The sequence below is a fragment of the Kribbella sp. NPDC051770 genome (genome assembly GCF_040681455.1).
Classification (GTDB): domain Bacteria; phylum Actinomycetota; class Actinomycetes; order Propionibacteriales; family Kribbellaceae; genus Kribbella.
The window spans coordinates 199,872-213,890 of record NZ_JBFAYT010000010.1; the positions used below are offsets into that span (position 1 = coordinate 199,872).

The 14,019-nt window shown below is 69.5% G+C and carries 10 protein-coding genes; 1 reads left to right on the top strand and 9 read right to left on the bottom strand.

Annotation, left to right across the window (positions count from 1 at the left end; all coding sequences use genetic code 11):
• Positions 1-815: 815 nt before the first annotated feature.
• From uvrB to coaE, 6 genes are all read right to left on the bottom strand, one after another.
• A complete protein-coding gene (gene uvrB, locus AB0M01_RS29920; protein WP_363675360.1) occupies positions 816-2,918 on the bottom strand; it encodes an excinuclease ABC subunit UvrB in 2,103 nt (700 codons plus the stop codon).
• Positions 2,919-2,987: 69 nt separating this feature from the next.
• Positions 2,988-3,788: a hypothetical protein gene (locus AB0M01_RS29925; protein WP_363675362.1), complete on the bottom strand. Its 801-nt coding sequence runs from the start codon at positions 3,786-3,788 to the stop codon at positions 2,988-2,990.
• A 31-nt stretch (positions 3,789-3,819) separates the two neighbouring features.
• On the bottom strand, positions 3,820-4,812 hold the full coding sequence (locus AB0M01_RS29930) for a hypothetical protein (protein ID WP_363675364.1): 993 nt from the start codon (positions 4,810-4,812) through the stop codon (positions 3,820-3,822).
• Positions 4,809-5,801 (bottom strand): hypothetical protein, encoded by a 993-nt coding sequence (locus AB0M01_RS29935; protein WP_363675366.1) that lies wholly within the window; start codon positions 5,799-5,801, stop codon positions 4,809-4,811. The genes AB0M01_RS29930 and AB0M01_RS29935 overlap by 4 nt, the downstream gene beginning before the upstream one ends.
• Entirely contained in the window at positions 5,798-6,955 is a 1,158-nt protein-coding gene (locus tag AB0M01_RS29940) for a PrsW family intramembrane metalloprotease (RefSeq protein WP_363675368.1), read from the bottom strand. The genes AB0M01_RS29935 and AB0M01_RS29940 overlap by 4 nt, the downstream gene beginning before the upstream one ends.
• Before the next feature lie 81 nt (positions 6,956-7,036).
• Positions 7,037-7,645 (bottom strand): dephospho-CoA kinase, encoded by a 609-nt coding sequence (coaE, locus tag AB0M01_RS29945; RefSeq protein WP_363675370.1) that lies wholly within the window; start codon positions 7,643-7,645, stop codon positions 7,037-7,039.
• Positions 7,646-7,729: 84 nt separating this feature from the next.
• Between coaE and AB0M01_RS29950 the strand changes: the two genes are divergently transcribed.
• Complete coding sequence (locus AB0M01_RS29950; protein WP_363675372.1) at positions 7,730-10,456, top strand: BTAD domain-containing putative transcriptional regulator; 2,727 nt, start codon at positions 7,730-7,732, stop codon at positions 10,454-10,456.
• Here the strand turns inward: AB0M01_RS29950 and AB0M01_RS29955 are convergent.
• The 3 genes from AB0M01_RS29955 to rpsA form a co-directional block, all read right to left on the bottom strand.
• A complete protein-coding gene (locus AB0M01_RS29955) occupies positions 10,446-11,321 on the bottom strand; it encodes a GNAT family N-acetyltransferase (RefSeq protein ID WP_363675374.1) in 876 nt (291 codons plus the stop codon). The genes AB0M01_RS29950 and AB0M01_RS29955 overlap by 11 nt on opposite strands.
• Positions 11,318-11,662 carry a YrdB family protein gene (locus AB0M01_RS29960; protein ID WP_363675376.1) on the bottom strand — a complete coding sequence of 115 codons (345 nt, stop codon included), beginning with the start codon at positions 11,660-11,662 and terminating at the stop codon, positions 11,318-11,320. Before AB0M01_RS29960 ends, AB0M01_RS29955 begins: the two co-directional genes overlap by 4 nt.
• Before the next feature lie 818 nt (positions 11,663-12,480).
• A complete protein-coding gene (rpsA, locus tag AB0M01_RS29965; RefSeq protein WP_132188227.1) occupies positions 12,481-13,959 on the bottom strand; it encodes a 30S ribosomal protein S1 in 1,479 nt (492 codons plus the stop codon).
• Positions 13,960-14,019: the final 60 nt, after the last annotated feature.

A 14,019-nucleotide genomic window follows, 5' to 3' on the forward strand; every position in this document is an offset into this window, starting at 1 on the left:
TCCAGCACACCCCCGCAGCAAGTGTGAGAGGCGTTTGTTGTCGGGGTGCAGGGGCAGGCCCCGGTCGGGCCGGGTCTGCGATCGCTCGCCCGCGCGCGGCGGTTCGTCTCAGGCCGGCACCTGAGCGGGGTGCTCCGGCGAAGGCGTCGATGGAGGCAACCCGGTGCCGGCTGAGCGTGGATCTGCTCGAGTAGGCGTGGATCTGCGTGGGTGGGCGTGGATCCGCTCGAGTAGGCGTGGATCTGCGTGGGTGGGCGTGGATCTGCTTGGGTGGGCGTGGATCTGCCTGGGTGGGCGTGGATCCGCTCGGGTGGGCGTGGATCTGCGTGGGTGGGCGTGGATCTGCTCGGGTGGGCGTGGATCCGCTGGGGTACCGAGCCGGGCTCGCGCCGGTAGCTCGCTGGTGCGAGTAGCCCCGACGCCCAGCACACGATGGAGCTGGCCCGGACGGCGTCGTCGTACGGCGCGCACGTGGCGAACCGGGCGAAGATGACCGGCCGCGATCGTCTGGCTCCAACAGCCGTGCTCCCGCTTGGCAGTAGCAGCAGCTCGCTCCAACAGGTGTACGCCGAACCGGCCGGCGCGAGCTGCTTCGCGTCTGGAGCGCGGGTGGGGAACTGACTCAGGCCTGCAGGGCGGTGGCGGGAACTGACTCACGCCCGCAGGGCGGTGGCAGGAGTTGCCTCTGGTCCCCAGGGTGGGGCCGGCGGGAATCCCTCAGGACTGCAGACGCTGGTCGCAGGAGTTGCCTCTGGTCGGCGGCGGTCTGGCTGGCGGGAGCTGTCTTGCTTCCGCCGGCCGGCGCCGGGCCGCGGCTACTTCGCGCCCGCGTTGACCATTTGGCGGAGTTCCTTCTTCAACTCCGAGATCTCGTCTCGGTAGCGCGCCGCTACCTCGAACTGGAGCTCGGCTGCGGCGGTGTGCATCTGGTCGGTGAGTTGCTGGATCAGGTCGGCGAGGTCTGAGGACGGGAGGCCGCCGGCCAGTTCCTTGGCCTTTTCGCCGGCCTTCTTGCCGCCGCCCGGGACGGGGGCCTTGCCGCGGGACTGGGTTCGGCCGTTGCCGAGGAGTTCGGCGGTGTCGGCGTCCTCGCGGGCCAGCATGTCGGTGATGTCGGCGATCTTCTTGCGCAGGGGCTGCGGGTCGACGCCGTTCTCGAGGTTGTAGGCGACCTGTTTGGCGCGGCGGCGGTTGGTTTCGTCGATCGCCTGTTCCATCGACGGGGTGATCTTGTCGGCGTACATGAAGACGGCGCCGGAGACGTTACGGGCCGCGCGGCCGATGGTCTGGATCAGGGAGCGGCCGGAGCGGAGGAAGCCTTCCTTGTCGGCGTCCAGGATCGCGACCAGGGAGACCTCGGGGAGATCGAGGCCCTCGCGGAGCAGGTTGATGCCGACCAGGACGTCGTACTCGCCCATGCGGAGCTCGCGGAGGAGCTCCACGCGGCGCAGCGTGTCGACCTCGCTGTGCAGGTAGCGCGTTCGGATGCCCATCTCGAGCAGGTAGTCGGTGAGGTCCTCGGACATCTTCTTGGTCAGGGTGGTGACCAGGACGCGTTCGTTGCGTTCGACGCGGATCCGGATCTCGTGGATCAGGTCGTCGATCTGGCCCTTGGTCGGCTTGACGATCACCTCGGGGTCGATCAGGCCGGTCGGGCGGATGATCTGCTCGACGAAACCGTCGGACTTGTCCTGCTCGTACTGGCCCGGGGTCGCGGACAGGTAGACGGTCTGGCCGATCCGCTCCAGGAACTCCTCCCAGCGCAGCGGCCGGTTGTCCATCGCCGAGGGCAGGCGGAAGCCGTGCTCGACGAGGGTGCGCTTGCGGGACATGTCGCCCTCGTACATCCCGCCGATCTGCGGGACGGTGACGTGCGACTCGTCGATGACCAGCAGGAAGTCCTCGGGGAAGTAGTCGAGCAGGCAGTGCGGTGCCGTCCCGGCCTCGCGGCCGTCGGTGTGGCGCGAGTAGTTCTCGATGCCGGAGCAGGTGCCGATCTGGCGCATCATCTCGATGTCGTACGTCGTCCGCATCCGCAGCCGCTGCGCCTCCAGCAGCTGCCCGCCGCGCTCCAGCTCGGCCAGCCGGTCGGCCAGCTCCGCCTCGATCGAGGTGATCGCGCGCTCCATCTTCTCCGGGGCGGTGACGTAGTGCGTCGCGGCGCCGATGTAGAGCTCGGTCTCCTCGCTGAGCACCTCGCCGGTGACCGGGTGCAGCGTCATCAGCCGCTCGATCTCGTCGCCGAAGAACTCCACCCGGACGGCGAGCTCCTGGTACACCGGGAACACCTCAAGCGTGTCGCCACGGACCCGGAACGTGCCGCGGGTCCCGGCCAGGTCGTTGCGCGCGTACTGCACGCCGACCAGCTTGCGGAGCAGCCCGTCCCGGTCGGTCTCGTCGCCGACCTTCACGTGGATCATCCGGTTCAGGTACTCGTCGGCCGAACCGAGGCCGTAGATGCAGGACACCGTCGCGACCACGATCACGTCGCGCCGGGTCAGCAGCGACCAGGTCGCGGAGTGCCGCAGCCGCTCGACCTCCTCGTTGATCGAGGAGTCCTTCTCGATGTAGGTGTCGGTCTGCGGGACGTACGCCTCGGGCTGGTAGTAGTCGTAGTACGAGACGAAGTACTCGACCGCGTTCTCGGGGAAGAACTGGCGCAGCTCGTTCGCGAACTGGGCGGCCAGCGTCTTGTTCGGCTGCAGGATCAGCATCGGGCGCTGGACCCGCTCGGCCAGCCAGGCCATCGTCGCGGTCTTGCCCGTACCGGTGGCGCCGAGCAGGACGACGTCCTGCTCGCCGGCATTGATCCGGCGCTCGAGCTCGTCGATCGCGGCCGGCTGGTCACCCGCCGGGTCGAAGTCGGACACCACCTGCAGCGGCGCGACCATACGCTGGAGATCCGAGACCTGTCTCATGCCCTCCACCGTACGGGCACCCGCCGACAGTTTTCGAACACGCGCTCCCGTACGCCGTACGGGAAGCCCTCAGAAGGACCGGACCAGGGTCCCGTTCATGTTCAGGATCTCCTGCTTGCGCTTCGGCCAGACCTCGCGCTGCAGGGCCGCGTCGGTGGCCGTGGTCTGCCCGGTGTGGTCCTCGAAGGCCTGCACGAACCCGGAGAACACGACCGGCTTCTTGCCCTTGACCGGGACCACAGCGGAGTAGTTGGTCGCGTAGCAGAGCTTGAGCGCCTTGTTCGGGCAGGGCCGGAAGCTGCCCTTGCCGATCACCACGTGGTCGAGGTTGTTCGACTCGACGTCGACCAGGTGCTCGGCGAACTGCTTGGCGCCCATCAGCTTGGTCTGCCGGATCCAGAAGTACCCGTCGATCGCGCCCGGCCGGCCCGGCTCGGGCAGCAGGTAGCTGTGCCCGGAGCGGGTGGTGTCCGGGTCCTTGATCCAGCCCTTGGCCGGCGTGAACCAGACTCCCCCGCCGATCTCGACGCCCTTGTCGTACGGGCCCTTGGTGATCTGGGTCTCGGTCGGCGAGGGCGCGGGCGGCGTGTACATCGTGCCGACCGGAGCAGGCGTCAGCGTCGCACCGGCGACCGGCGCTGCCGGGTTGTCCTTCTTGCCGGAGGTCACCAGCAGCACCGCACCAGTAGCGATCAGTACGACGGCCAGCACCGCGCCGACGATCACGATCCACTGGGTCCTGCGGTTCTTCCGGCCACCCGGCCGGTAGTGCGCCGGGTACCCGGGCCCCGGCCCCCAGCCGCCCTGGTGCTGCGGCGGCTGGACCGGCTGCTGGTACTGGTTCTGGGGAGGTCCGTACTGCTGACTCATCAGGGCCTCTCGCACTGGTTGGGCGGGGTGATCACAGGCTGTCGATGACCGACTGCTTCATCGGGGCCGCCTCGGACTCGGCTTTCGCGGCGTACGTCGTACTGGTGCGGAAGTCGAGCGCCGTCACGACCCCGTCCTTGCGCCGGTACACCTCCACCGACCCCTGGACCTTGCCCTTGCCGGGGACCGTGGAGCTGTAGCTGATCGCGGCGCACTCCACCAAGACGTCCTTCGGGCACGGCAGGTTCCGTACGGCGCCCAGCTGGGTGGTCTCGTTCTCGGTCTCGCCCTCGACGATGCCGAGCAGGTAGGTCTGCGCGGACACGTTCAGCTTCTGCCGCACCCACAGGAACGCCAGCGGCTCCCGGTTCGGCGCGTAGGTGACCAGCTGCTTGCCCTGCGTCTCCGTGGTGAGCAGGCTCCAGCCGTTGGCCGGGACGATCGAGACCCCGTGGTCGACGGCGATCGCGTTCGCCGGCGGCGTGTACGTCGACGCCGGCGGAGTCGTCACGGTCGGCGTCGGCGGCTTGGCCTTGTCGTCACCACCGGTCAGTACGACGAGCGCCACCGCCACCAGCAGCACCACGGCCAGGCCACCGGCGATCGGCAGCAGCAGCGGCGGGACCGGCGGCTTCTTCTTGACCGGCTCAGGGCGCCGCAGCGACGGCGGGCCGACCTTGTCGCCCCAGGCGGAGCTGGTCTCGGTCGCGCCGCTCGCAGCAGCCTTGTCGCCGCCCCAGCCACCAGCGGTCGGCGTACCGAAGCTGGAAGAACCAGTGGTCGGCGTACCCGTCGCTGGGAGGTCAGGTTTCGTCGGCTGGTCAGTGCTCGCCCGGCCCCAGCCGCCGTTGGCCGGTGGGGTCGGTGTGCCCTGCTCTGTCCACGGCGAAGGGCGTGGCGGGACCTCCAGGGACCACGGCGACGGCGGCAGCTCCTCCTCGGGAGCCGTCCCCTCAGCCGGGTCCGGGTCGGTCTTGCGGACCCAGGGGTTGTCGGCCGGGCCCTTGTCGCGCTTGTTGCTCACTGGCTCGCAACCACCGACCGGAACATGGCGGTGGTGTCCACCTTCAGCGTCTCGGCCTTGTCCTGCCGGCCGTACACCTGGACGATCGTCATGATCCCGTCGTTGCGCTCGATCACCCCGACGAAGCCCATCACGCCGAAGCTGCCGCCCTGACCGGTCGCGGTCGACTGGAACGCCTGCGTCGAGACCTGCTTGACCGGCGAGTTGTCCCCGGCGGCCGGCGAGTCCTTCTCCACCGGCTTGACCTTGAAGCCGGTGGGCCGCGCCTTCTTCTCGCTGGCGATCAGCACCGGCAGCACCGTGTCGGCGGTGTCGTTGCCCGCCTTGAGCGTCTGCACCATGAAGTAGCCCTCCCCCTGCTTGAGCAGGTAGACGCCCTTGAAGCCCTCGAGCGTCTTGCGAAGGTACCCCGAGGCCGGATCGACGAAGACACCCTCCCCGACCTCGATGCCCTTGTCGGTGCCCTGGGTGGGCTGGCCGGTCGGCTGCGGGTCAGGACCCGGCTGCACGTTGTTGTCGTCGCTGCGGCCGAAGACCAGCGCCAGCACGACACCGATCACCACCACGACAGCGAGCGCACCACCGGCGAGCAGCAGGATCTTCTTGCTGCCCTGTCCGCCGCGGGAGCCCTGCTGGAACTGCGGGCCTGGTCCCCACTGCTGCTGCTGTTGCGGCGGGTAGGGCTGCTGGTACTGCGGCGGCGGGCCCTGCTGGTACTGCGGCTGGCCCTGGTAGGGCTGCTGGCCTTGGTACTGCGGCGGCGGACCTTGCTGGTACGGCGGCTGACCCTGGTACGGCGGCCGCTGCTGAGGCGGAGGCCCCTGCTGGTACGGCGGCTGCTGCCCCTGGTACGGCGGCTGTCCCTGCGGCGGCCCCTGGTACGGCGGCTGCCCTTGCGGCGGACCCTGATACGGCGGCTGCTGCGGAGGCTGACCCTGGTAAGGCTGCTGCGGCGGCCGGCCCTGGTACGGCGGTTGCTGGTTGCTCATGCGACGACCCCTCGCTCCGACTTGGGCACCGACCGCACCGCGTTCCCGCAGGCGGAGCAGAAGTCCGAGTGCGGCAGCAGCGGCATCTCGCACCGGGTGCAGAACGCCTGCTCACCGGACGCGTGGTTGGATCCACCGCGAGCGGCCGCCTCGAGCGCTGCCTCCAGCAGCCCCTTGTGCAGCACTGTCCGGACCAGCACGATCAGCGCGCCGAGCAGCAGCAGGCCCCAGATCACTCCGAGCACCGCTCCGATCCAGGAGGCCTGTCCACCGACGAACCCGAGCAGGTACACCCCGCCCTGGAACAGCGCGTTCACCACGATCGCCTGCAGCACGCCGAACACCCAGCGCGGCGTGAACCCGTCGTAGCCCTCGCCGAGCCCGGAGAACTCCGCCACGGCCAGCCCGGCCGCGGAGCCGTAGATCAGCGGCTTCACGAAGCCCTGCAGCACCACGATCGAGATCCAGGTGCCGGCACCCGAGCCCGGACCGGCGAAGCCGCCGCTGATCCAGCCCCAGTGCAGCACCAGCGTCTCGAAGCAGGCGAACCCGACACCGGCGACCACCCCGAAGGTGAAGCCGTCCATCAGGTCGTCGTACCGGGGACGCGAGGCCAGATAGAGCGGGCCGGCCTGTTGGATCAGCACCGACACGACCGGTACGAGCAGCAGCAGGATGAGCAGGTCACGGCCGGCCGGACCGGCGTCGTTGCTACCGATGGTGTCCAGCGACAGGCCGATCTGGTCCGACCAGAGCCAGGTGAACACCGCAGCCAGTACGCCGGTCAGCAGGAACGCCGCCACGACCACGGGGATCGGCTCGTCCTCCCACAGGTTCACGTCGTACAGGTAGAGCACGTAGACGATGGGGATCGCGAACGCGGCCACCATGATCGCCACCGGCAGCGCACCGAGCGCGGCCGTCACCACAGTCAGCAGCAGGGCGATGCCGAGCGCCACCTTGTAGGTGTAGGGCTGCTGGCCGGAGCCCTGCGGCATGATCGTCGACACCAGCTTGAACGAGGCCACCGGCTCGTCCGGCCTGGCGGCGTACGCGTTCTTGCGCCCCGGGTCCGCCGACCGCAGTCCGCTGCCACAGTGGTGGCAGAACTGCGAGACGTCGGGGACCTCGGAGCTGCAGCGGGGACACTCCACGCTCTCTCCCTAGCTAGGACCTGCGGGACCGGCGTGATTCTCGTACAGGCCGGCCGGAAATCATCATTTCCCGCGCAGGGGTCACGCTTTCGTGTCCGATCCGTGGCCGGTCAGCTGCTCCCAGACCTCGTCGAGGCGCCGGTCCAGGTCGTCCAGGCTGCCCGCGTTGTCGATCACCACGTCCGCCGCCGCCAGGCGGTCCTCCCGCGAGGCCTGCGAGGCGATCCGGCGCCGCGCCTCGTCCTCGGCCATCCCGCGCTGCGTGGTCAGCCGCTCGACCTGCACCTCCACCGGTACGTCGACCACGAGCACCAGGTCGAACTTGTCCGCCTGCCCGGTCTCGACCAGCAGCGGGATGTCGTGCACCACCACCGCGTCGTCCGGTGCTTCCCGCTCGATCTCGGCCGCCCGCGCGCGGACGCGGGGGTGGATGACCGCTTCGAGCTTGCGCCGGGCCGCCTCGTCGCCGAAGACGATCTTGCCGACCGCCGGCCGGTCCAGCTCGCCGTCGGCGGTCAGTACGCCGTCGCCGAACGCCGCGACCACCTCGGCCAGGCCGTCGGTGCCGCGCGCGACCACCTCGCGGGCGAGCACGTCGGAGTCGATCACGACCGCGCCCCGCTCCCCCAGCCGCCGCGAGACCGAGCTCTTGCCCGATCCGATTCCCCCGGTCAACCCGACTCTCAGCACGCCAGCACCCTATCGACCCGCTGCCACGGGTGGTCGCCCCCGGTGTCCCCGAGAATGAGTGGGAGGACACGGGAGGACCGACACGTGGAGATCCGGCTGCTGGGGCCGTTCGAGGCGCTGCGCAACGACGAACCGGTCGCTGGTCTGACTGGGCGCGTACGGACTCTCCTGGCGGTGCTGGCGCTTGCTGTGCCGGAGTCGGTCTCAGTTGATGCGATCGGCCAGCGGCTGTGGGGTGACGACCCGCCTGCGAACCTGCGGCCGAGTGTGCACACCACTGTGGCGCGGCTACGGACGCTGCTTGCGCCCGACGTACAGGTGGACACCACTGCTGGTGGCTACGCGCTGCGGATCGATCCGGAGCGGGTGGACGTGCTCCGCTTCGTTCGGCTGCTCGAGGACGAGCAACTGGCGGGTGCGCTCGGGTTGTGGCGTGGGGAGCCGTTCGGTGGTGTCCGGTCGGACTGGCTGGAGCGGGAGCAGGCTCCTCGTCTCACTGAGACTTACCTGTCGGCTACTGAGCGGTGGGTGGACCTGGAGCTGGCTGCTGGTCGGCATGACGGGGTGCTGCCGCTGCTGCGTGAGCTGACTGCCAAGCATCCGCTGCGCGAGTCGCTGTGGCTGCGGCTGCTGACTGCCCTGAGCCGCTCTGGTCGTCCTGCTGAGGCCCTCACCTTGTACGACGAGCTGCGGCGCCGGTTGGCCGAGGAGTTGGGTGTCGACCCGGCGGCGGAGCTGCGCGCGGTGCACGCGGAGCTGCTCGCAGCTACTGAGCCGAAGCGCGCTCGGCCTGGCAACGTGGCACCGAGACAGCTGCCGCCCGGCCCCGCGCGCTTCACCGGCAGAACGCAGGCGCTCGACCGGCTCGAGACGCTGAGCGCCGCCACAGGCACAGGGGAAGGCGCTGCGCTGACCATCCTCGCCGTGCACGGGCCGGGCGGGGTCGGCAAGACCTCTCTGGCCTTGCACTGGTCCCACCGGGCCGCCGAGCACTTCCCGGACGGCCAGCTCTACCTCAACCTCCAGGGCTACGGCCCCGGCGAGCCGACGGACCCTGACGTTGCGCTCGACATCCTGCTGCGCGGTCTCGGCCTCACCGGCGCCCAGATCCCCGAGCGCGGCCCAGCGCGGACCGCGATGCTCCGCACCGTGCTGGCCGACCGCCGGGTGCTCCTGCTCCTCGACAACGCCCGTGACGCCGAGCAGGTACGCCCGCTGCTTCCCGGGCCTGGCTGCCTCGTGCTGGTGACCAGCCGGAGCCAGCTGCGGTCGCTGGCCGCGCGGGAGGGCGCCCGCCGGGTTGCACTCGACCGCTTCGGACCGGACGAGGCTGCGGCGTACCTGACCGCGACGTTCGAGCCGCATCAGGTTGAAGCAAGCAGCGCCGAGACGGCTGAGCTGGCTGAGCTGTGCGGGCAGCTGCCACTCGCGCTGGCGATTGCAGCCGAGCGGGTGACTCGCGAGCCGGCAGCCGGCGTACAGGCGTTGATCGGAGAGCTGCGGGACCACCCCGATCGGCTGCGTGTGCTGGACGTCGACGAGGACGACGACGGCGCGCTGCGGGCTGTCTTCGACTGGTCGTACCGGGTGCTCGCGCCGGAGCAGGCGCGGCTCTTCCGGTTGCTGGCGTTGCAGCCGGCGCAGGACTTCGGGGTGGAGGCCGTTGCGGCGCTGGCCGCGACGTCGAGGCGCGACGCGGCGCAGCGCCTGGACGGGCTGGTCGGCGCGCACCTGGTCGAGCAGGCGCCGGGCGATCGCTTCCAGCTGCACGATCTGCTGCGCGCGTACTCCATTGGCCTGCCGGAAGAGCCGTCTGTACGGCGTGAGGCGCGCGGGAGGGTGCTCGAGTGGTACGTGCACTCGGCGCTGAGCGGCAAGAGCGCGCTGGACCGGACCCGACCGCTGCTCGACTTCGGCGTACCGGCGGCTGGGCTGGAGCCGCTGAGCTTCAGCGACGCTCCGGCTGCTGCTGCCTGGTTCACCCGGGAGCGGCAGGCGCTGGTCGCGGCGGTGCACGACGCGGAGCGGCATGGGCACCACACGGCGGCCTACAGGTTGGCGGCGGCGCTGTGGCCGTACCTGGTGTACGCGCGGGCGCTGGACGACATCTTCGACACCCAGCAGGTGGCGCTGCGGGCGGCGCAGCTGTCAGGTGACACCGCGGCTGAGGCGGCGACCGCGCACAACGCCGGACGGGCCTACTTCCAGCGCGGCGACCTCGAGCAGAGCTTCAAGCACCTCGACCGGTCCCTGACGCTGTTCGAGCTGATCGGCGACGACCGCGGTCGCGGTTGGGCACTGACGGACCTCGGCCGGCTCTACCGGCGTACCGGCGATCCTCGAGCGGCGATCGCGCACCACCAGCGGGCGATCGTCGCGCTTCGCGGCGCCGACGACCCGATCGAGGAAGCCCGCAACCACAGCAATCTCGCCACGAACTACCTGGCGGTCGGCGATCCCCACGAGGCCGTCCGGCAAGCCGAACGCGCCGTCGCCCTCAACCGCGCGGTCGGCGAGCAGCGCGCGGTCGCGTTCTCGCTCGACACCCTCGCCACCGCCCGCCTCGCCACCGGTGCCGACACCGCGGCGGTCCACGCCTACGAGGAGTCCCTGGAACTCAGCCGCGCCCTGCAGGACCGCTGGGGTGAGATCAGCACCCTCACCAACCTGGGCCGAGCCCTCCACTCCACCGGCGACCTCCCCGCCGCCCGCACCCACTGGCAAACCGCCCTCACCCTCTTCGAGTCCACCGGCATCCCCGACACCCCAGACCACAACCGCGCGACGCTCCGGGCTCTGCTCAACGCTTGAACGACCACAGCCGATCCACTTCGCGAAAACCTGCGCGCGCGTACAACGCCTTGGCCGCCGACCGATCCCGGTCCGCCGCAGCGTCGTCGTCGTCGACGTACAGGATCACCTCGCGAGCGCCCCGCTCGGCCAACACGTTCGCCACCGCTCGAAGCAGCCCCGTGCCCAGCCCCTGTCGCCGTACGCCGACTGCAATCCACCACAGCACGCCGATCCCGTCGACCGGCTCCCCCACGGTCGCCTCCCCCAGCACCTCGCCGTCGCGCACGAGGAGAAGGTCGAGCCGGCCTGGTTCCTCGCTCGCGCGCACCTCGACCTCGGCCGCAAGCTCCGTACCCGCGAGCGGCAGCCGAGCGTGCAGGTAGCTCCACAAATCCTCACCGGCGAAGCCAGCCGCAACAAGCGCGTCCCGAGTCACCGGCCGATGCCCAACGGGCAGGGCCTCGAGCCCCAGGCCCAGGGCTGACGCGAAGTCGAAGGCGATCACCGCGGGACCAACGCGCGGGCCTAGCGGCTGCGCGCGAAGTCGGTCCAGCGCGTGGGCGCGAAGCGCGCCAAGCGCGTGCGCGACCAGCTCCGCCGCCACCTCCGCGTCCTCCCGGCAGTGCATCCACAGGATCACCCCGGCCCGATCCGACCGTCGTACGGCGTACGAGACCACGCCGCTCACCACCCCGTCGGCCTCCAGCACCTCGGTGACCGGCGGCTCCAGCTCCGCCCAGAAGCTGCTGTCAACCGCAGACCGCCCGGCAAGCGCCTCGGCGAGCATCGCCGCAGTCGCCAGTGGCTGACCGAGGATGCGGTCCGCGTTGACCAGCTCCAGCACCGCCGCCTCGTCCGCCGCCCGATACCGGCGAAACCTCAAGGCGTCAGCTTGCCGACGCGGATGGCCAGCAGGTTGGCAGAAACAACCGCCACGAAGACCAACCCAAGCACCGGATGGCCGACATCCCACAGCGCCAAGCCCGCCAGGCCGAACACCGCAGTCTTCACCACACCCCGAACAACCGGCGTAGTCCGCGTAGCCGTCGGCGCCGCGAAGAGCCCCCACAGCACCCCCGCCAATACCGGCAGCCCGATCGCCAGGATCAGCCGGCCGGCGAGATCGTCCGCCGTCTGCCAGCCCCACCAGGCGAAGATTCCCAGCGCCACCAGCTCGGCCAGGAAGGCCACCAGCAGATTGCCCCACCGCCACAGTTCGCGCACGGCTCAGGGTAAAGGCGAGACCCCCGCACCCAGTACGGGGGTGCGGGGGTCTCGGGTCCTGCTAGGGAAGTGCTCAGCCCTGGCCGGTCAGCTTCTCGCGGACTGGCACGATGCGGTCAGTTCTGACGTGTCGCCTCCTCCGTGGGGAGAAGTCGCCGCCGACGCTGCGAGCTCCTTGTCTGCCGCAGGGCCAGCAGAACATCCGGTCCAGGCGCGACCGCTTTCGCGACTGGTGGAAGATTCCGAAGCGCCTCGGGCCCGCTCTTGTCGTGAACATGGCGAACCAACCTGAGCCAGAGCCACCAACGGAGCAGCCCGAAGGCCGCCGGTGCGAGGATTAACAACAGGGGCAAGTACGAAAGCACTGCTCACCTCAGATCTGTACGCCACGCTCGATGCAGCGATTCCGAAGCGGATTCCGTGTCCAGCCAGATCGGCACTGGCTGTGCTGCCTGTGAGCGCTCCCTGGCGCTGTCCTTGTGCTCGATGACGTACCGACCGCAGATGCCCAGGGGGTTGAGCCGGACTGATCAGTTCCCGGGAGAACCGGGTCTCTGTCAGCCTTCGAGCTTTCAGGCTCGTCCTGCCGCATCTACTGCCAGATGTGCATTGACCTTGCAGGGATGCTCGCCCACCCCTGGCCCCTCAGGCATGCTCGCCCATCCCCGAAGGTCCGGGGTGATCATACGTCAGCCCGAGTCGCTTGCACCTCTGCCCCGAAGAATCAGCTCAGCGCCTCCGTCCCTGCGGCTGGTAAAGGCGAGACCCCCGCACCCAGTACGGGGGTGCGGGGGTCTCGGGTCCTGCTAGAGCGATGCTCAGCCCTGGCCGGTCAGCTTCTCGCGGAGCGCCTGGAGCGCCTCGTCGGATGCGAGCGCGCCCTCGACGGGAGCGTCGTCCTTCGGGGCCGCCGCGGACGAGTACGTGGAGGCCTCGCCGGCCTCGACGTCGGCCGTCTTGGCGTCCTCGATCTGCTTCTTGTGGGCCTCCCAGCGCGCGTGGGCCTCGGCGTACTGCCGCTCCCACTCCTCACGCTGCTTGTCGAAGCCCTCGAGCCACTCGCCCGTCTCGGGGTCGAAGCCGTCGGGGTAGACGTAGTTGCCCTGCTCGTCGTACGTCGCCGCCATGCCGTACAGCGTGGGGTCGAAGTCGTCGGAGACCGGGTCGAGACCCTCGTTGGCCTGCTTCAGCGACAGCGAGATCCGGCGCCGCTCGAGGTCGATGTCGATGATCTTGACCATCGTGTCGTCGTTGACCTGGACGACCTGCTCCGGGATCTCGACGTGACGCTCGGCGAGCTCGGAGATGTGCACCAGACCCTCGATGCCCTCCTCGACGCGGACGAACGCACCGAACGGGACCAGCTTGGTGACCTTGCCGGGCACGATCTGGCCCATCTGGTGGGTCCGGGCGAACTGCTGCCACGGGTCTTCCTGGGTCGCCTTCAGCGACAGCGAGACGCGCTCGCGGTCCATGTCGACGTCCAGCACCTCGACGGTGACCTCCTGGCCGACCTCGACGACCTCGGTCGGGTGGTCGATGTGCTTCCAGGACAGCTCCGAGACGTGCACCAGACCGTCGACGCCGCCGAGGTCCACGAACGCACCGAAGTTGACGATCGAGGAGACGACACCCTTGCGGATCTGGCCCTTCTGCAGCTGGGTGAGGAAGTTCATCCGCACCTCGGACTGCGTCTGCTCCAGCCACGCCCGACGCGACAGGACCACGTTGTTGCGGTTCTTGTCGAGCTCGATGATCTTGGCCTCGATCTCCTGGCCGACGTACGGCTGGAGGTCGCGGACCCGGCGCATCTCGACCAGGGAGGCCGGCAGGAAGCCACGCAGGCCGATGTCCAGGATGAGACCACCCTTGACGACCTCGATGACGGTACCGGTGACGACGCCGTCCTCTTCCTTGATCTTCTCGATCGTGCCCCAGGCCTTCTCGTACTGGGCGCGCTTCTTCGAGAGGATCAGGCGGCCTTCCTTGTCCTCCTTCTGGAGAACCAGGGCCTCGACGTGGTCGCCGACGTTGACGACCTCGTTCGGGTCGACGTCGTGCTTGATCGACAGCTCGCGGGACGGGATCACGCCTTCGGTCTTGTAACCGATGTCGAGGAGAACCTCGTCCCGGTCGACCTTGACGATGGTGCCCTCAACGATGTCGCCGTCGTTGAAGTACTTGATGGTCTGATCGATCGCCGCGAGGAAGTCTTCCTCCGACCCGATGTCGTTGACCGCTACCTGCGGGGTGGTGCGCACTGCGGGGTCGAGAGGTGCCTCGATGCTGGCCGTCATGTGGTGGGTTGCTCCGTGGGCTGATGGTGTCGTGCGGCTGCGTCACGGGCCGTTGGATCG